General features: G+C 63.5%; 20 protein-coding genes and 1 tRNA gene. 12 read left to right on the forward strand and 9 right to left on the reverse strand.

The features are described from left to right. Positions 1–45: 45 nt before the first annotated feature. The 4 genes from JQ586_RS02800 to rpsA form a co-directional block, all read right to left on the reverse strand. Positions 46–438 carry a lipopolysaccharide assembly protein LapA domain-containing protein gene (locus tag JQ586_RS02800; protein WP_212392933.1) on the reverse strand — a complete coding sequence of 131 codons (393 nt, stop codon included), beginning with the start codon at positions 436–438 and terminating at the stop codon, positions 46–48. Between the two features lie 72 nt (positions 439–510). After that, complete coding sequence (locus tag JQ586_RS02805; RefSeq protein WP_212392934.1) at positions 511–834, reverse strand: integration host factor subunit beta; 324 nt, start codon at positions 832–834, stop codon at positions 511–513. A gap of 171 nt (positions 835–1,005) precedes the next feature. Further along, positions 1,006–1,983 (reverse strand): signal peptide peptidase SppA, encoded by a 978-nt coding sequence (gene sppA / locus JQ586_RS02810; protein ID WP_212392935.1) that lies wholly within the window; start codon positions 1,981–1,983, stop codon positions 1,006–1,008. A gap of 270 nt (positions 1,984–2,253) precedes the next feature. After that, positions 2,254–3,963, reverse strand: a complete 1,710-nt coding sequence (gene rpsA, locus JQ586_RS02815; protein WP_212392936.1) for a 30S ribosomal protein S1 — start codon at positions 3,961–3,963, stop codon at positions 2,254–2,256. A 500-nt stretch (positions 3,964–4,463) separates the two neighbouring features. Between rpsA and JQ586_RS02820 the strand changes: the two genes are divergently transcribed. Next, complete coding sequence (locus JQ586_RS02820) at positions 4,464–4,637, forward strand: hypothetical protein (protein ID WP_212392937.1); 174 nt, start codon at positions 4,464–4,466, stop codon at positions 4,635–4,637. Positions 4,638–4,712: 75 nt separating this feature from the next. Here JQ586_RS02820 and cmk read toward each other — a convergent pair whose 3' ends face one another. Together cmk and aroA are read right to left on the reverse strand one after the other, a co-directional pair. Continuing rightward, positions 4,713–5,342 (reverse strand): (d)CMP kinase, encoded by a 630-nt coding sequence (gene cmk / locus JQ586_RS02825; RefSeq protein WP_212392938.1) that lies wholly within the window; start codon positions 5,340–5,342, stop codon positions 4,713–4,715. Further along, positions 5,339–6,676 (reverse strand): 3-phosphoshikimate 1-carboxyvinyltransferase, encoded by a 1,338-nt coding sequence (gene aroA, locus JQ586_RS02830; protein WP_212392939.1) that lies wholly within the window; start codon positions 6,674–6,676, stop codon positions 5,339–5,341. Before aroA ends, cmk begins: the two co-directional genes overlap by 4 nt. 145 nt (positions 6,677–6,821) lie before the next feature. On the opposite strand from aroA, the gene JQ586_RS02835 reads away from it, so the two are divergent. From JQ586_RS02835 to JQ586_RS02845, 3 genes are all read left to right on the forward strand, one after another. After that, positions 6,822–7,229 (forward strand): TIGR02300 family protein, encoded by a 408-nt coding sequence (locus JQ586_RS02835; RefSeq protein WP_212393019.1) that lies wholly within the window; start codon positions 6,822–6,824, stop codon positions 7,227–7,229. 102 nt (positions 7,230–7,331) lie between these two features. Continuing rightward, positions 7,332–7,407 (forward strand) — tRNA-Ala (locus JQ586_RS02840). Positions 7,408–7,592: 185 nt separating this feature from the next. Further along, positions 7,593–7,820: a GIY-YIG nuclease family protein gene (locus JQ586_RS02845; RefSeq protein ID WP_212392940.1), complete on the forward strand. Its 228-nt coding sequence runs from the start codon at positions 7,593–7,595 to the stop codon at positions 7,818–7,820. Between the two features lie 8 nt (positions 7,821–7,828). Here the strand turns inward: JQ586_RS02845 and JQ586_RS02850 are convergent, their stop codons facing one another. Further along, a complete protein-coding gene (locus tag JQ586_RS02850; RefSeq protein ID WP_212392941.1) occupies positions 7,829–8,290 on the reverse strand; it encodes a MarR family winged helix-turn-helix transcriptional regulator in 462 nt (153 codons plus the stop codon). A 166-nt stretch (positions 8,291–8,456) separates the two neighbouring features. Between JQ586_RS02850 and JQ586_RS02855 the strand changes: the two genes are divergently transcribed. The 8 genes from JQ586_RS02855 to JQ586_RS02890 all read left to right on the forward strand — a co-directional run bounded on the left by JQ586_RS02855 (position 8,457) and on the right by JQ586_RS02890 (position 15,649). After that, positions 8,457–8,882 (forward strand): organic hydroperoxide resistance protein, encoded by a 426-nt coding sequence (locus JQ586_RS02855; protein WP_212392942.1) that lies wholly within the window; start codon positions 8,457–8,459, stop codon positions 8,880–8,882. A 160-nt stretch (positions 8,883–9,042) separates the two neighbouring features. Beyond that, on the forward strand, positions 9,043–10,248 hold the full coding sequence (locus tag JQ586_RS02860) for a CaiB/BaiF CoA-transferase family protein (RefSeq protein ID WP_249147200.1): 1,206 nt from the start codon (positions 9,043–9,045) through the stop codon (positions 10,246–10,248). Between the two features lie 208 nt (positions 10,249–10,456). Then, positions 10,457–11,776, forward strand: a complete 1,320-nt coding sequence (gene ugpB / locus JQ586_RS02865; RefSeq protein ID WP_212392943.1) for a sn-glycerol-3-phosphate ABC transporter substrate-binding protein UgpB — start codon at positions 10,457–10,459, stop codon at positions 11,774–11,776. Positions 11,777–11,840: 64 nt separating this feature from the next. Next, the gene (gene ugpA, locus JQ586_RS02870; RefSeq protein WP_212393021.1) at positions 11,841–12,722 is read left to right on the forward strand and encodes a sn-glycerol-3-phosphate ABC transporter permease UgpA; all 882 of its coding nucleotides are present in this window, start codon (positions 11,841–11,843) and stop codon (positions 12,720–12,722) included. Then, positions 12,722–13,570: a sn-glycerol-3-phosphate ABC transporter permease UgpE gene (ugpE, locus tag JQ586_RS02875; RefSeq protein ID WP_212392944.1), complete on the forward strand. Its 849-nt coding sequence runs from the start codon at positions 12,722–12,724 to the stop codon at positions 13,568–13,570. The genes ugpA and ugpE overlap by 1 nt, the downstream gene beginning before the upstream one ends. Positions 13,571–13,574: 4 nt before the next feature. Then, entirely contained in the window at positions 13,575–14,654 is a 1,080-nt protein-coding gene (locus JQ586_RS02880) for a sn-glycerol-3-phosphate import ATP-binding protein UgpC (RefSeq protein WP_212392945.1), read from the forward strand. 249 nt (positions 14,655–14,903) lie between these two features. Next, entirely contained in the window at positions 14,904–15,329 is a 426-nt protein-coding gene (locus JQ586_RS02885) for an Hsp20 family protein (RefSeq protein ID WP_212392946.1), read from the forward strand. 50 nt (positions 15,330–15,379) lie between these two features. Then, positions 15,380–15,649, forward strand: a complete 270-nt coding sequence (locus JQ586_RS02890) for a DUF1150 domain-containing protein (protein WP_212392947.1) — start codon at positions 15,380–15,382, stop codon at positions 15,647–15,649. Between the two features lie 113 nt (positions 15,650–15,762). Here JQ586_RS02890 and JQ586_RS02895 read toward each other — a convergent pair whose 3' ends face one another. Both JQ586_RS02895 and JQ586_RS02900 read right to left on the reverse strand, forming a co-directional pair. Further along, on the reverse strand, positions 15,763–17,475 hold the full coding sequence (locus JQ586_RS02895) for an outer membrane beta-barrel protein (protein WP_212392948.1): 1,713 nt from the start codon (positions 17,473–17,475) through the stop codon (positions 15,763–15,765). A gap of 126 nt (positions 17,476–17,601) precedes the next feature. After that, positions 17,602–17,952 carry a DUF6665 family protein gene (locus JQ586_RS02900; RefSeq protein ID WP_212392949.1) on the reverse strand — a complete coding sequence of 117 codons (351 nt, stop codon included), beginning with the start codon at positions 17,950–17,952 and terminating at the stop codon, positions 17,602–17,604. Between the last annotated feature and the right edge of the window lie 163 nt (positions 17,953–18,115).

The following is an 18,115-nucleotide window of genomic DNA, read 5'->3' on the forward strand; positions in this document are numbered from 1 at the left end:
CGGGCAGCCGGAGCCGGGCTACGCCCGGCCCCGACGGGGCGGGTTCTACAACGTCGCGCCCTGCTTGTCTCGCCCGGCGGACCCGTAAAAGCCGAGTTGGGCCCGGGCCTGGGGCCGCTGCGCCTCGCCCCGGGAAGCCGCTGCGGCGGCCCTGAGATCGGCGATCTCGGCCTGGGCCTGCCGGACGGCCGCCTCGTGCTGCCGGGCCACACGGCGCCAGCGCCCCTGCCGGAACCAGGTCGTGATGCCGCCCGCGATCACGCCCAGCATCGCCGAGGCGATGATGACCACGAACAGCGGCAGGGTGACCGCAATCGCCGGCGTCGCGGAATTCAGCGGATCAAACGACACCGTTACCCAATGACGGTTGGCGACCGCGAAGATGATGAAGATCAGCCCCAGCGGGATGACGACCAGTGCCGTGAAGAACTTTCGCATGACCTTCTCTCAGTGCGATGGAGAAAGCGCGGGCGCGCACCCGCAACACGGCAACGCCTTGACGCTCGTGCGTTACGCGTCGGCTTTCGGCGCGTCGACCTCAGGCGCGTCCGCGTCATCGCGGTTGAGACGCTCGCGCATCTCCTTGCCGGTCTTGAAGAACGGTACGCTCTTCTGATCGACCGGCACGTGCTCGCCGGTGCGCGGATTGCGCCCGGCCCGCGCCGGACGGTGCTTCACCGAGAATGCGCCGAAACCACGCAGCTCAACGCGGTCGCCCCGCGCCAGCGCGGCGACGATCTCATCGAGAATCGCATTCACAATGTTCTCGACATCCCGCTGATAAAGGTGCGGGTTGTGCTCGGCGATACGCTGAACAAGTTCGGATTTAATCATCGAAAGTGGGATCCGGGATCTTGCGGAAGTCCATTTCCGTGAAAATACGTTGCACTGTCAAGACGCTAAATCAATTTATGGCATCGCGAAATTGCGTGACAAATAGCCCAATCAGGGCTGCGGCGATTCCCGCAGAGCGGGAAGTGCCCGAAAATCACGCCCTGACGCCGATCAATTGGTTCCTCCCGGGCTCCACAGGGCCAACATGCCGTCCAGCCCGAACCGGTCGACCGCCTGCACCACCCCGCCCTGCTCGATCCGCCGCGCGACGTCGCCAAATCCCAGGGCATCGAGCGTCATTGAGGCCGCGGTGCGCAGGAATGTCAGGTCGCCAAAGCGTGGATTGAGCTTGTAATCGCGCACCGGCAGGTCGCTTTTGACCTTCTTCTCGGCAACCAGCCAGGCAATCGCGGTCTTTTCGTCGCCAAGCTGGTCAATCAGCTTCAGATCGACCGCCTGCCGGCCGGTAAAGACACGCCCGTCGGCGACTTTTTGCAGCAGCGCGTCATCCATTCCGCGCCGCTCCTTCACCAATCCACGGAACCAGGCATAGGAATCCTTCACCAGCGCATCGATCGCGTCATGGGCTTCCGGGCTGGTCGGCTCGAAGCCGTTCGGCGCCGCCTTGAGCGGCGAAGACTTGATCTCCTCCATCTTCACGCCGACCGTCTTCATCAACTCGGTGAAGTTGGGAAACTGGAACAGCACGCCGATCGAGCCGACCAGCGCGGTCTGCTGGGCGACGATGTGATCGGACGCGATTGCGGTGATATAGCCGCCCGACGCGGCAAGGCCATCGACGACGACGACGAGCGGCTTCTTCGCCTTCAGCCGGACCAGCGAGTCATAGAGTTGCTCGGAGCCCGCGGTGGTGCCGCCGGGCGAATTGATGTGCACGATGACCGCCGCGTATTGCGACTTCTCCAGCCGCTCCAGCGCCTCGACCCGCTCCTGGTCGCTGCGGATCAGTCCGTTGATATTGACGCGGGCGATCGCCGCCTTCGTTGCAAGCGCGCCGCGGCCGCCGGCGGCGAACACGGCGGCGCCGACGATGGCCGCGATCGCAAACACCGCAGCGGTGACGCGCCAGAACGTCAGCTTGCGCCTGATGCGGCGGCGATCGACGATCACGTCTGAATCCAGCGACATCGAACTTCTCCAGGAATCCCGGGTGCGCTTAGCCGTCGCAGCGTCACCATCAGCTTAGTCAAATACATCAATTGCGACGCAATATGAAGAAAACAAGGCTCGCCATATTGGCTACTTGCGTAGCCCGGATGGAGCGAAGCCCAATCCGGGACGGTGTGCTCCGCGGATACAGCCCCGGATTTCGCTGCGCTTCATCCGGGCTACAAGCTCAAACAAAAAGGCCCCGGCTTACGCCGGGGCCTGATTGATCGCGTCGTCCAAGGCGAACGCTTACTTGTCGGTGCCGCGGTTCTTGAGCGCGGTGCCGAGGATGTCGCCGAGCGTCGCACCCGAATCGGAGGAGCCGTACTGCGCGATGGCTTCCTTCTCCTCGGCGACTTCCAGCGCCTTGATCGAGACCTGCACCTTGCGGGCCTTCTTGTCGAACTGGATGACGCGGGCATCGACCTTCTCGCCGACGGCGAAGCGCTCGGCGCGCTGGTCGTTGCGGTCGCGGGCCAGCTCGGACCGCTTGATGAAGGTGGTGAACTCGGTGCCCGAGATCCGGACCTCGATGCCGCTCTCCTTCACCTCGAGCACTTCGCAGGTCACGACCGCGCCCTTCTTGACGTCGCCCGGCTCCGCGAAGGGGTCGCCTTCGAGCTGCTTGACGCCGAGCGAGATGCGCTCCTTCTCGACATCGACGTCGAGCACCACGGCCTTGACCATGTCGCCCTTCTTGAAGTTGTCGATGACCTGCTCGCCCGGAAGCTTCCAGTCGAGGTCGGAGAGGTGGACCATGCCGTCGACGTCGCCCTCGAGGCCCAGGAAAAGTCCGAACTCGGTCTTGTTCTTGACCTCGCCCTCGACCACCGAACCGACCGGGAACTTCTCGACGAAGACTTCCCAGGGATTGCGCATGGTCTGCTTGAGACCGAGCGAGATGCGGCGCTTGACCGAATCCACTTCCAGCACCTGCACTTCGACTTCCTGCGAGGTCGAGACGATCTTGCCGGGGTGCATGTTCTTCTTGGTCCACGACATCTCGGAGACGTGGATCAGGCCTTCGATGCCCGGCTCGAGCTCGACGAACGCGCCGTAGTCGGTGATGTTGGTGACACGGCCGGTGAAGCGGGCGCCCAGCGGGTACTTCGCCTCGATGCCCTGCCACGGATCGTCCAGCAGCTGCTTCATGCCGAGCGAGATGCGATGCGTCTCGTGGTTGATCTTGATGATCTTGACCTTGACGGTCTGGCCGATCGTCAGCACCTCGGTCGGGTGGTTGACGCGCCGCCAAGCGATGTCCGTCACGTGCAGCAGGCCGTCGATGCCGCCGAGGTCAACGAACGCACCGTAATCGGTGATGTTCTTGACCACGCCGTCGATCACCTGACCCTCTTCGAGGTTCTGCACCAGCTCCTGGCGCTGCTCGGCGCGGGTCTCTTCGAGAACCGTGCGGCGCGACACCACGATGTTGCCGCGGCGACGGTCCATCTTGAGGATCTGGAACGGCTGCGAGTTGTTCATCAGCGGCGCAACGTCGCGGATCGGACGGATGTCGACCTGCGAGCGCGGCAGGAAGGCAACCGCGCCGTCGAGATCGACAGTGAAGCCGCCCTTGACCTGGTTGAAGATGACGCCGTTGACCTTTTCGTTGTTCTGGAACGCCTTCTCGAGCTTGCCCCAGCTCTCCTCGCGGCGCGCCTTGTCGCGCGACAGCACGGCTTCGCCGAGCGCATTCTCGATGCGGTCGAGGAACACCTCGACGGTGTCGCCGATCTTCAGATCGCTTTCGCGGCCGGGGCCGGCGAATTCGCGCAGCGCGACGCGGCCCTCGGTCTTCAGGCCGACGTCGATGACGGCCATGTCCTTCTCGATTGCAACCACCTTGCCCTTGATGACCGAGCTTTCCTGCAAATTGCCGCCGGCAAAGGACTCATCAAGCATCGCCGCGAAATCGTCGCGGGTCGGAGTATAGGAAGACGCAGTATTCGAAGCCATTTGTTCTCCAGATGCGGGATCTTGCCGGCCGTTCGGGTTGATGGGCGCACCGCGCGTGGAGTGTCAGGGTTCCGCAAACCCTGACGACCGCTCGTTGCGGGAGGCGCAACAGCGGGCCGGCAGCATGACTGCACGTTCGGTACGTATGATTTTATCCGGGGCCAGAAACGCGAATATCGACTTCAAGGCCTGGGAGCGGGCGTTCCTCCAGAAACGGCTGGGGCTGATACCCGTCGCCGGCCCGCTCGGACACAGCCTCGACATGATCGACGGTGGCCCGGACGCCGCTGATATAGCCCCGAGGCTTCATTTGGGCAAGCCGGAATTGGCTCGTTTACGAGCCCTTAAGGCTGCTCGCGGCCCCGCTGGCGGCGTACATCGGGCATCTCAACGACCTGTTGACCGCGTCCGGTGAATTGGAGGGCCGCCGGCTGGCGATGGAACCTGCCCTTAAGCATGGCTCGACACGATGGCACCACCAAAAACAGGGGGAATGACCAATGAAGAGCTTCTTGGTGCTGGCAGCCGTCGCCGTCGTGACGCTCGGAAATGCCGTCGCCGCGATGCCTAGCGCCGTCTCGACCGATCACCAGTCGTCGGCCCTGCCGGCGCAGCCGCTCCTGACCATCGCGGATCAGGAGCTGCCGTTCGACCGGTACTGGTCGAAGAACTGATCCATCAGGTCCTGAGGCGATCCAGAATGCGATGACCCCGTCATCGCACCCTTTTCTTGTCCGGCTGCGAGCGCATCAGCGCCTGGCGCGCACCGCCTCGACGATAGCGATGGCGGCGCGCACGCCGGCCTCGATGTCGAGATTGGAATTATCCAGCGTGTGGGCGTCGGCTGCCGCGCGCAGCGGCGCGATGGCGCGGTTCTGGTCGCGCTCGTCGCGCTTGATGATGTCGGCCAGCACTGCTTCCTCGTCGGCCTCCTCGCCGCGTGCGCGCGCCTCGAGCGTGCGCCGGTGGGCCCGCACGCGCGGGTCTGCGACCACGAAGATCTTCACGTCGGCATCCGGGCAGATCACCGTGCCGATGTCGCGGCCATCGAGCACCGCGCCGGGCGGATCAGCCGCGAACTGACGCTGGAAATTGACCAGGACCTCGCGGACCCTGGGAAAGGCCGAGACGACGGAGGCACCGTCGCCGACCTTCTGCGTCTTCAGCACCGGATTGCCGAATTTTTCAGGATCGAGCTCGAGCGCCGCCGCCACCGCGAGCGCCTCATTGTGAAGGTCTTCGCCCGCTGCCATCAGCGCCCAGGCGACCGCGCGATAGATCACGCCGGTGTCGAGATGGCGAAAGCCATAATGGTGGGCGAGCCGCTTGCCGAGCGTGCCCTTGCCGGAGGCGGCGGGACCGTCGATGGCAATGATCATGACAGCTCCGCTCCAAGCGAGCGCATCATTGGAATGAAATCCGGGAAACTGGTGGCGATGAAGGCGGTGTCGTCGACCTTGACCGGCTTGTCGGAGGCGCAGCCCATCACCAGCGCCGACATCGCAATGCGGTGATCCATATGGGTCGCGACGAGGCCGCCGCCGGGCACGTGGCCGCGGCCCTCGACGATCAGATCATCGCCCGAGACCTCGACGTTGACGCCATTGACGCGCAACATGTCGGCGGTCGCCTCGAGCCGGTCGGATTCCTTGACGCGCAGCTCCTTGAGTCCGCGCATGATCGTGGTGCCTTCGGCAAAGCTCGCCGCGACCGCCAGCACCAGATATTCGTCGATCATCGAGGGGGCGCGCTCGGGGGGCACCTCGACGCCGCGCAGCTTCGAGTGACGCACACGCAGTTGCGCCATCGGCTCGCCGGCATCACCGCGCGCATCGCTCTCCTCGATCGAGGCGCCCATCTCCCGCAGGGTCGCGAACAGGCCGGTGCGCAGCGGATTGGTCATCACGTCCGACAACACGACGTCGGAACCCTCGACGATCAGCGCCGCCACGATCGGGAACGCGGCCGACGAGGGATCGGCAGGCACCACGACGGCGGCACCATGCAGTTCGGGCTCACCTTGCAGCGAAATCCTGCGGCCGTGGCTGCCTTCCTTCACCGAGGAAACCTCGGCGCCGAAATGCCTGAGCATCAGTTCCGTGTGGTCGCGGCTCGCTTCCTGCTCGATCACGGTCGTGACACCAGGCGCGGAAAGGCCCGCCAGCAGCACCGCGGACTTGATCTGGGCCGAGGCGACCGGGGTCTTGTAGACCAGCGGTACCGGATAGCGTGCGCCGCTCAGCGTCAGCGGCAGCCGGCCACCCTCGCGGATGTCGCGGGTCCGGGCGCCCATCAGTTCCAGGGGATCGAGGATGCGGCGCATCGGCCGCGAGCGCAGCGAGGAATCGCCGTCGAATACCGCCGTGATCGGGCACCCGGCGACGGCGCCCATGACGAGGCGGCAGCCGGTGCCTGAATTGCCGAAATCGAGCGCCGCGGCAGGTTCGGCGAAGCCACCGACGCCGACACCGGACACGCTCCAGGCAAACGGCCCGGTCCGCTCCACCCTGGCGCCGAGAGCGCGCATGGATTTGGCGGTATTGAGCACGTCCTCGCCTTCAAGGAGGCCGGAAATACGGGTTTCGCCCACCGCAAGCGCCCCCAGGATCAGGGCGCGGTGGGAAATCGACTTGTCGCCGGGAACGCGCACCTTGCCGGCCAAAGGGCCGCAGCTGCGGGATTCCAGCGGGGTCTGGGGGTCAGAATGGGCCAAGATTGTGTCCTCTCGCGCCGCGGCAGGTATCACATAGGCAACACCGCGTCACGCGCCCGTCAAATGCGTGCAAACCGCTATTGACAGCAGCCCCTCAACTAGCCAAGTGAAGCACCGTTTTTCAGGAAAATTCTGGGATCACCACGTGGCCAAGTCCGACCTCGGAACCAAGCGTATTTGCCCGACCACGGGCAAGAAGTTCTACGATCTGAACAAGAATCCGGTGATTTCGCCCTACACCGGCGAGGTCGTGCCGATCGCGCCGGTTGCCCCGCCGCGGGGCCGGGGTGCTGCGTCAGCGGCGCAGACAATGGCTGCCGATACGCCGGAGCCGGCGGAAGCCGAAGAGATGGTCTCGCTCGAGGAAGCCGATGCCGAGGAGAACACCGGAAAGGTAAAAGCCCAGGTTCCCGAGTCCGAGGACGATATCGAGGTCGATGAGACCATCGATGACGATGATGATGACGATTCGACCTTCATCGCCGACGAGGAAGAGGGCGATGAGGATGTCACCGACATCATTGGTGACGTCGGAGGCGACGAAGAGACTTGAGATCGTCGCCGATCTGTGGTGAAGGGTGCTGCCTCACGAGTCGCCTGGGACCCGGGGGCCGGGCAGGGTCGTAAGATCGCGCCCAAACTGGAAATACGTTACGGGGCCATAGCTCAGCTGGGAGAGCGCTTGCATGGCATGCAAGAGGTCGGCGGTTCGATCCCGCCTGGCTCCACCACGCTTCGCCCTTCGGGCTACGCGTGGCGCAGCCGCGCGGAGCCTGAGGGGCGAAGCGTGGTGTCCGGCGTAGCCCGAAGGGCGAAGACGGACCGGTTAAATCCGCCACTTTATCTACTTGCTTCAGATCGGTAGGCTTCTTCACTCAACGTGTGGCTGCGCGCCACGTAGGGGCGAAGAGGACGGGTGTGGTACGTCTACATCATCCGCAGCGTCGATTTTCCTGATCAGGATTACATTGGCGCGACCGAAGACCTCAAGCGACGAATTCCCGAGCACAATGCCGGGAAGTCAAAGTTCAAGCCTTGGAAGTTGATTTGGTACTGCGCTTTTCCCGATAAGTACAAAGCACTCGCCTTCGAGAAATATCTCAAAGGCCACTCCGGCCGTGCCTTCGCCAAGAGGCGCCTTTAGCCCGCCCCCTACTCCCCCAGCACCGCATTCAGCCGGTCGCGCAGCGCGACGATCTCGTCCTTCATTGCCAGCAATTCCCCGACCGTGCAGTCCGAGGCGGCAAGGATCGACTGCGGCACGGACCTCGCCTTGTCATGCAGCGCATGGCCCTTTGAGGTCAGCGCGATCAGCACCTGGCGTTCGTCCTCGCTGCTGCGGGTGCGCTTGATCAGGTCCGCGGCCTCGAGACGCTTGAGCAGCGGGGTCAGCGTTCCCGAATCCAGGAACAGGCGGGCGCCGATATCCTTCACCGGCACGCCGTCGCGCTCCCACAGCGTCAGCATTACGAGATACTGGGGATAGGTCAGGCCGAGCCGGTCGAGCAGCGGCTTGTAGACGCGATTGAAGGCGTGTGCGGTCGAATAAACCGCAAAGCAGATCTGGTTATCGAGACGCAGCGCCTGGTCCGCTGCCACAGGTTTCCTGACCATCCCGGGATCCCGTCATGACTTGTCACATTCGCGGTTCATTGTGGTCGGAGCGGGCAGCGAATTCAATTGCTCACAATTAAATGTGAGGCTGCTTAATATGTATTGCGCACAATCTAATTGCGTGCGATACACATCGCGTTGAAACGGAAACCCCAGGGAGATCCCCATGTCTGTGAACGTGCTCTACAAGACCAGCGCCAAGGCAACCGGCGGCCGTGACGGCCATGCGGCGACCCTGGACGGCGCGCTCGACGTCAAGCTCACCACCCCGAAGGAGCTCGGCGGCGGCGGCGGTGCCGGCAACAATCCCGAGCAGCTGTTCGCGGCCGGCTATGCCGCCTGCTTCATCGGCGCCATGAAGTTCGTGGCCTCACAGGGCGGGCCGAAGGTTCCGGCCGACGCTTCGGTGACTTCGACGGTCGGAATCGGCCCGCGCTCGGCTGGCGGCTTCGGCCTCGCCGTGGAGCTCGCCGTCTCCCTGCCCGGCCTTCCCCGCGCGGAAGCCGAGGCGCTGGTCGAGAAGGCCCATCAGGTGTGCCCATATTCGAACGCGACCCGCGGCAATGTCGACGTGAAGCTCAGCGTCGTCTGACCCAAGACCTTACTCCGCCACACGGAATGGCCCGCTCCGGCAGCGGGCCATTTGCGTTCCGGCGGCATGCGGCCGTGCGCACCAGGCCATTGCTGGCGCCTTTGAACCCCGTTAGCTCTGGGACCTGACATACGATCCCATCTGAGCGAAGGTTGCTTTCATGAACACCCCAGCGGCTACGGGCGCGATGACCGGACTGCGCGTGATCGATCTGACGCGCGTGCTCGGCGGTCCCTATTGCACGCAGATTCTCGCCGACCACGGCGCCGACGTGATCAAGGTCGAGCCGCCTGCAGGCGACGAGGTGCGCGACTGGGGTCCTCCGTTCCACGAGGAGGACGCGGCCTATTTCGTCGGCATCAATCGCAACAAGCGTTCGATCGGCCTCGATCTCGCCTCCGAAGGCGGACGCGGCGTGCTGATGAAGATGCTCGAGACCGCCGACGTGCTGATCGAGAATTTCAAGCCGGGCACGCTCGACAAATGGGGCATCGGCAACGACGTGCTGCGGGCGAAATTCCCGCGCCTCGTGCATTGCCGGATCTCCGGTTTCGGCGCCGACGGCCCGCGTGGCGGCAATCCCGGCTACGACGCGATCATCCAGGCGATGACCGGGATGATCGCGGCGACTGGTTCGCCCGAGAGCGGCCCGATGCGCATCGGCGTGCCGCTGGTCGACATCACCACGGGGCTCTATGCGGCGATCGGCATCCTGATGGCGCTGTCGGAGCGGCAGCGCTCGGGGCTCGGCCAGTTCCTCGAGACGACGCTGTACGAGACCGGGCTTGCGATCATGCATCCGCACACCGCGAACTATTTCATGCACGGCAAGCCGCCGTCGCTGACCGGCAACGAGCATCCCAACCTCGTGCCTTACGCTATCTTCCCGACCAGGACCGACAACATCTTCATCGGTGTCGGCAACGACGGCACCTTCCGCAAGCTGGCGAAGGAAATCGGCAAGCCTGAGCTCGGCACCGATCCGCGCTTCGCCCGCAACAAGGACCGCATCGCCAATCGCGACGCGCTGCGCGCCGAGCTTGCCGCCGTGTTCAGCCAGCACGACGCGGAGCCGCTGTGCAACCGGCTGCTCGCTGCGGGCCTGCCCGCGGGCCCGGTGCAGAAGGTCGACCAGGCGCTCAATAATCCGCACACGATCCATCGCGGCGACGTCATCGAGAAGGACTGGTACAAGGGCGTCGCCTCACCGATCAGGCTCGAGCGCACCAGGCCGAACCTGCGGCGCACGCCGCCGAAATTCAGCCAGCACTCCGCCGAGGTGCTGGGCGAGTTCGGCTACTCCCGGGACGAGATCAGCGCCCTGGTCGAAAAGGGCGTGGTCTGCGGCCCCGCGCGCAAGCGCTGACACTTGCAACTACACGTCAGGAATGCGGTCAGCGTCACATCGGCGCTGCACCGCAGCGGCACGGCGACCGTCCTTCGCCTTTTTTACCGCTTCCCCCCGGCCATCCTTCCCCCCTACCATTGGCTGGTTTATACGGTCATTTGTCCGTCATCCGGCGCTGCTAGGCGCAACGACACTTTCACGACGGGTCCCAACGGGAGGGGTTTTGATGGCTTTTCGGCAATTCGGCGCTGCGGCTGCAATCGCGGTCTCACTGGCTTTCGGCGTCTCGCCCGCGCTTGCGGCGACGGAGATCCAGTGGTGGCACGCGATGACCGGCGCCAATAACGACGTCATCGTCAAGCTCGCCAACGACTTCAATGCCTCGCAGTCCGACTACAAGGTGATCCCGACCTACAAGGGCGGCTACGCCGACACCATGAACGCCGGCATCGCCGCGTTCCGCGCCGGCAACGCGCCGCACATCATGCAGGTGTTCGAGGTCGGCACCGCGACCATGATGGCCGCCACCGGCGCCGTCAAACCGGTCTACAAGCTGATGGCCGACGCCGGCGAGAAGTTCGATCCGAAGGCCTATCTGCCCGCGATCACCGGCTATTACTCGACCTCGAAAGGCGAAATGCTGTCATTCCCCTTCAACTCGTCGTCGGCGGTGATGTGGATCAATCTCGACGCGCTCAAGAAGGCCAACATCGCGGAGATCCCGAAGACCTGGCCCGAAGTGTTCGACGATGCCAAGAAGCTGAAGGCAGCCGGCTATGCCACCTGCGGCTTCTCGGGTTCATGGTGGACCTGGCTCAACCTGGAGCAGCTCTCGGCCTGGCACAACGTGCCGCTCGCAAGCAAGGCCAACGGCCTCGATGGCTTCGACACCGTGCTGGAATTCAACGGCCCGCTGCAGGTCAAGCACCTCGAAAACCTGGTCGAGCTGCAAAAGGACAAGACCTACGACTACGCCGGCCGGACCAACACCGGCGAAGGCCGCTTCACGTCAGGCGAATGCCCGATCTACCTGACCTCGTCGTCGTTCTTCGGCAACGTCAAGGCGCAGGCCAAGTTCAACTTCACGGCGGTGCCGATGCCCTATTATCCCGACGTCAAGGATGCGCCGCAGAACTCGATCATCGGTGGCGCCTCGCTCTGGGTCATGGGCGGCAAGACGCCCGAGGAATACAAGGGCGTTGCCAAATTCCTGACCTTCCTGTCGGACACCGACCGTCAGGTCTGGATCCACAAGGCCTCGGGCTATCTGCCGATCACCAAGGCGGCCTATGAGAAGGCCAAGGCCGAGGGTTTCTACAAGGACCAGCCCTATCTCGAGACTCCGCTGCTCGAGTTGACCAACAAGCCGCCGACCGAGAATTCCCGCGGCCTGCGGCTCGGCAACATGGTGCAGCTGCGCGACATGTGGTCGGAGGAAGTCGAGCAGGCTCTGGCCGGCAAGAAGACCGCCAAGCAGGCGCTGGACGCCGCCGTCGAGCGCGGCAACCAGATGCTCCGGCAGTTTGAAAAAACCGCCGTCCACTGAGATGATGCGCTAGACCGATGACCCGGCAGGCCGCATCATGCGGCCTGCCATTTTTCCGGACCTCATGCAAAAGCAGTCGATTTTCCAATCAAAGCTGTTGCCCTATGCGCTGGTTGCCCCGCAGCTCGCAATCGTCCTGATTTTCTTCTACTGGCCCGCGGCGCAGGCCGTGATCCAGTCCTTCCTGCTGCAGGACGCGTTCGGCCTGTCGACCAGCTTCGTCTGGTTCGACAACTACCTCGACCTGTTCAAGGAACCGACCTATTTCGAGGCCATCGTCAGGACCTTCATCTTCTCCTTTGCGATCGCCGTCTCGTCGCTGTCCTTTGCGCTGTTGCTCGCGGTCATGGCCGACAAGCCGCTGCGCGGCGGCACGCTCTACCGCACGCTCTTGATCTGGCCCTATGCGGTGGCTCCGCCGGTCGTCGGCGTGCTCTGGATCTTCATGCTGCATCCCTCGCTTGGCGTGCTCGCGCGTTATCTGCGCGCGATGGGCGTCGACTGGAATCCGCTGCTCAACGGCGACCAGGCCGCGCTCCTGATCATCCTCGCCGCGGCCTGGAAGCAGATCTCCTACAATTTCCTGTTCTTCCTCGCCGGCCTGCAGGCGATCCCGAAGAGCGTGCACGAGGCCGCCGCGATCGACGGTGCCCGCCCGATGCGGCGGTTCTGGACCGTGACCTTCCCGCTGCTGTCGCCGACCATCTTCTTCCTCCTGGTCGTCAACATCGTCTACGCCTTCTTCGACACTTTCGGCATCATCGACACGATGACCCGCGGCGGCCCGGGCAAGGCGACCGAGACGCTGGTCTACAAGGTCTATAGCGACGGCCTGCTCGGCGGCAATCTCGGCGGCTCGGCCGCGCAATCGGTCATCCTGATGGTCATCGTCATCCTGCTGACGGGGATCCAGTTCCGGTTCGTCGAACGCAAGGTGACCTACTGATGGTCGAGGAAGAAGGCTTCCGGCGCTACATCGCCCACATCATCCTCTGGATCGGGATCGCGATTGTCGCCTTCCCGGTCTATCTCGCGATCGTCGCCTCGACCCAGGACAATGCCGCCATCGCCAACGGCCAGATGTCGCTGCTGCCGGGCGGCCATTTCCTCGAGACCTACTACCAGACGCTGTTCGTCGGCACGAGCGGCTCGACTCGCGAGCCCGTGCTCAACATGATGCTCAACTCGCTGATCATGTCGCTCATGATCGCGATCGGAAAGATCGCGATCTCGATCATCTCGGCCTACGCGATCGTCTATTTCCGATTTCCCTTCCGGATGCCGATCTTCTGGATCATCTTCCTGACCCTGATGCTTCCGGTCGAGGTGCGCATCTATCCGACCTACAAGATCGTCGCCGACCTGCACATGCTCGACAGCTATGCGGGTCTGTCGCTGCCGCTGATCGCATCCGCCACCGCGACGCTGCTGTTCCGGCAGTTCTTCATGACGGTGCCGGACGAGCTGCTGGAGGCGTCACGCATCGACGGTGCCGGCCCGTTCCGCTTCTTCTGGGATACGCTGCTGCCGCTGTCGCGCACCAACATGGCGGCGCTGTTCGTGATCCTGTTCATCCTCGGCTGGAATCAGTATCTCTGGCCGCTGTTGATCACCACCCGCGACGACATGCAGACCATCCAGGTCGGCATCCGCAAGATGATCACCACGACCGATGCGCTGACCGAATGGCCCGTGGTGATGGCGACCGCGCTGCTCGCGATGCTGCCGCCGGTGTTCGTCGTCGTCGTGATGCAGAAATTGTTCGTCCGCGGACTGGTGGAGACGGAAAAGTAATCACATGGCCAACGTCACGCTGCGCAGCGTCCGCAAGACCTATCCCGGTGGCTTCGAGGCCATCAAGGGCGTCGACGTCGATGTCGGCGACGGCCAGTTCTGCGTACTGGTCGGCCCGTCCGGCTGCGGCAAGTCCACCCTGCTGCGCATGGTGGCGGGGCTCGAGACCATCACGGGCGGCGAGATCGACATCGGCGGCCGCGTCGTCAACCAGGTCGAGCCCGCCGATCGCGACATCGCGATGGTGTTCCAGAACTACGCGCTCTACCCGCATATGAGCGTCTACAACAACATGGCCTACGGCCTGCGCAACCGCGGCATGGCGGAAGCCGAGATCAGGACCCGCGTCGAGGAGGCCGCGCGCGTCCTCGAGCTTGCACCGATGCTGGAGCGCAAGCCGCGGCAGCTCTCCGGCGGCCAGCGGCAGCGCGTCGCGATGGGCCGCGCGATCGTGCGCCAGCCGAAGGTGTTCCTGTTCGACGAGCCACTGTCGAACCTCGATGCCAAGCTGCGCATCGCGATGCGGGTCGAGATCCGCAAATTGCAGCGCCGCCTCAACACCACGTCGATCTACGTCACCCACGACCAGCTCGAGGCGATGACCCTCGCCGATATCCTGGTCGTGATGAACGGCGGGCAGGTCGAGCAAATCGGCAATCCGCTGGCGATCTACCAGAAACCGGCGACCACCTTCGTCGCCTCCTTCATCGGCGCGCCGCCGATGAATCTGATGCCGTTGCGCTCGGACGAGCTGGCATCGCAGATCGCGGGCACTGACGGCGCCGGCATCGTCGGCATCCGGCCGGAGGATTTTGTCATCTCCGGCGAGACTCCGCCCGGCGGGGTCGCGCTAGGGCTCACGGTCGAGGCGATCGAGCATGTCGGCGCCGAAACCTTCGTCTATGGCAGCCGCCAACGCGACGAAATGGGCGTCGCCGCCAACCCCGGTGAGCTCCCACCGGGCGATGTGATCGTCCGGGTTCCCGGCGTCTCGGGACCGGCCATCGGTGATCGGATCCGGGCTGTCGCCTCCCGCGACAAATTGCACCTGTTCACGGCAGATGGGCGCAAGCGCATCAACTGAGGGGTATCTGCTTCCCGTTTCAGCGGGTCCGGCGATAAAAAGCTGTGGAATCCGAGGCCCCGGCGCGGGGGCAAGCCCGTCACGAAATCACCCGTGAAGACCGGTTATGCGAGAATTAAGCCTGATTCCTGAGATGCTTGAACGCTGTCCAAACCACCCCATATTGGCTTTTGATCGCCGGGCAAGAGGCCCGTTGATTGCATGGGGTGCCGCAAGGGCCCCTCAAAGTCGCTTCGAGAGGACTTTGTAATGTCTCGTGTTCCATCGTTGTCCAGTCCGTTCCTTCTGGGATTCGACGAAATCGAGCGTGCGCTCGATCGCGTCGTGAAGGGCGCCGACGGCTATCCTCCCTACAACATCGAGCGGTGCGACCGCGCCAACGGTGCGCCCGAGCGGCTACGCATCACGCTGGCCGTAGCGGGTTTTACCCGTGACCAACTCGATGTCACCATTGAGGAAAATCAGCTCGTCATCCGTGGCCGCCAGCAGGACGACAAGGCTCGGCAATACATCCATCGCGGCATTGCCGCGCGCCACTTCCAGCGCACCTTCGTGCTGGCGGAGGGGATGCAGGTGCTGGGCGCGGATCTGAAGAACGGGCTTTTGTCGATCGACCTGGCCAGGCCGGAACCTGAACGGGTCATTAAGACAATCGCTATCAATGAGCACGAATAATAGAAACCTGGAGCGGACTCGACCGCTTGTCTAACTGAGGAGTCGAGACCATGAGTGAACTGAGTACCACCACCATCGAGTCAAGCAACGTCACGCCGGAGGCGCTGGCTCATCTGGGCGAAGGCCATATCGCCTATGTGAAGCAGGTCCGTTCCGAGGACGTTCCCGAACTCTTTCCCGAGGCGCCGCAGATCGCGCCGGGCCTGAAGCTGTTCGCACTCCACGCCGCCGACGGCACGCCGATCATGCTGACCGACAGCCGCGAAGCCGCGATCGCGAACGCCTGGAGCAACGAATTGCAGGCCGTCAGCGTCCATTGACGCGCTGACCTGCTCGATATCCGCGAGTTCAAATGCGCGGGCAGGCCTCGATGAACGAGGCGGCCCGCGCATTTTTTATGATCACAGCAGGCGAACAAACGAGTTCGATACCCCTAATGATCGCGACTGGCTATGGCCGGGCCTCCAAACTTGTACGAGGCCTGGAGGAAGCCGCCGTAGCGCTCCGTACTGACCGGCAATCCCTGGCACGGGCAGGGCGTGCTGAAACCATTGGTGTAGGCGCTGGGCGCCCACATCGCCCAATAGCGGGCGCCGGCACCGACGTTGAAGGCGTCCGAGACCGCGTAGGAAAGAACCGCCTCGACCTGCACACCTTGGCCGGCACCGCTCTCCGGCGAGATGGTATTGGCCACGTCGGTTCGCAGCAGGTGATTATCGGTGCCGCGAAATGCCACATAGGGGAGGTAGGCGGCATCCGCGGTGAGTTTCAGTCTATCGGCAAGCGTGACGACGCCGTTGACGCCGATCCTGAGCGAGTACCATTTGTCGTCTTCGGTGATGCCAAGCGTCGAATTGGGAATGGCCGGGACGCAATCTGAAAACGGATTGGCAATCTGGCGACAGCCATAGGCCGATTTGTTCTCTTCGTAGTAGTTGAAACCGACGAAGCCGCCCACATTGGCACTTGGCCCGCGAAACAGCGAATAGCCGACGTCGAACGTGCCGTAGGCGAGATCTCCACTGACAGTCGATTGCGTGTTCGAATAGGGCACCGTCAGATTGAAGATGCCCCAATCCTCATCGTGCATGTTGCCCGAAAGGATCTTGCCGCCGCCAACAAAGCCCTTCACGAAGATATTCGAGGCCGTATCGATGCGGCCGAACAATTCTCCGCTCGCTGCAGTCGTATCGTATGTCAGCCGCGACACCAGCAGCCCCGGCATCGTCTGGGATCGGGTTGTGCTGAGGTCCTTCTGGAAGCGGCCGGAACTGTACCAGACGCGGCCGCCGATTTCGACTTCGGCCTCCGGCACGAAGGGTGCGTCAGCCGTTCCCCTCAGATGATAGTCGGCTTCGGAAGGTTGCCATCGCGCATCGATGTCCTGGCCGAACTTATAGTTCAGGCCGACCTTCACGGTTTGCAGATTTTGACTGACATTGGTCACTGCGCTTGCCGTCGGCACATAGGCGAAGGCTGGCGGCAGCACCTGCAGAAAACTTGTCGGCGTGGCCATGCCGACGTTGTCGAATTTGGCATAATCGTATTCCAGCCGAAACGACCAGGCAGGGGTCAGCGCCCGCTCGACGCCAGCGCCGGCCGTCCAACCCCATCGCACGTCATCGAGACTGCTGACCGCATAGGGCAGCACACCATTGGTGGTGCTGTCGATCCTTTCATCCAGCCATGCCACGCCGCCTTTGACATAAAGCAACGTGCGGCCGGACCTGCCGGTCGCATAACCCAATCGGCCCGTGAAGCTGCCACCGGTGTCCGGCCGAACCCGGCAGTTCGCGGAAATGAAAAATCCCGATGAAGCGAAACAGGTGCCGCTTCCGTTGCCGCCGATGAGATCGGCATCGGCCTCAATGCCGAGAACGAAAGGGCTTGCGGGAACCTGCCAATTGTAACCGATCTGCCCACCGCCGGAGATCGCGGAGGTTCGCACTGTGCCACCGAAGATCGACGAACCCGACGGATCCGAGAACGATGAGTTCCAGGAAGCGGCGCCGACATGACCGCCGACATAGAAGCCGGTCCATGACCAGAGCACTGGCGGCGCGCGATAGATCTCGGGCATGTCGGCGGCGAAGGCGAAGCCAGGAGTGAGCGCCAGGGCGAACGTCGCCGCCGAAATCATTTTCATTGCATACAACCCAAACTTGCTGCCGAACCAGACTGCTAGCAAAATGGGCCGGAATGCTTAAGAAAGGTTGAGCGTTGAGGATTGGCTAACCCTGTTTTTTAAGCCGCCGTTAGGGATAAATTGGCCCTATGCCGTGGCCTGCCCCGACGAGGCAAGGAGCGGCCCCATGCAATGCTGTACCTCGCCCGGAACATTGTAGTCGCGCATGAGCAAGCGGTTGTTGCGCAGGCCGGACGCCTCCCGCTGCACCACGAACATCCAGAGCGCATGACCGGCTTCCCTCACCAGGAGGCGCCTCTTCTGCTGCGTTGATGCCGCAGCGCCTTCTCGCGGATGCACGGCATCGAACTCCCTGAGCTTGGCGAGCGCTGCTTCCAGCGCCCGCCCCATTCGTCCGAGCGCCGAGGCCCGCTCTTCGGCGAGCTCATAGGCAAGAACGTCGACGGGGACGCGATCGAGACGAAAATCGCGGGACATCAGCCATCCAGTGGGTCGCATGCACATCGATGCACCCGGCTGTCTTCCGGCGGCGCCGCGCGGTTGTCAATTTGTTTTAAGGACCTGCTTCGGGCACCATATTGAATGGCGTCTCGGCTGCCCGCCGCACCGAGAAGCCGCCCGTCTGGGCGCCAAGCGCGGC

Source organism: Bradyrhizobium jicamae (assembly GCF_018130215.1).
GTDB classification, from domain to species: Bacteria; Pseudomonadota; Alphaproteobacteria; order Rhizobiales; family Xanthobacteraceae; genus Bradyrhizobium; species Bradyrhizobium jicamae_A.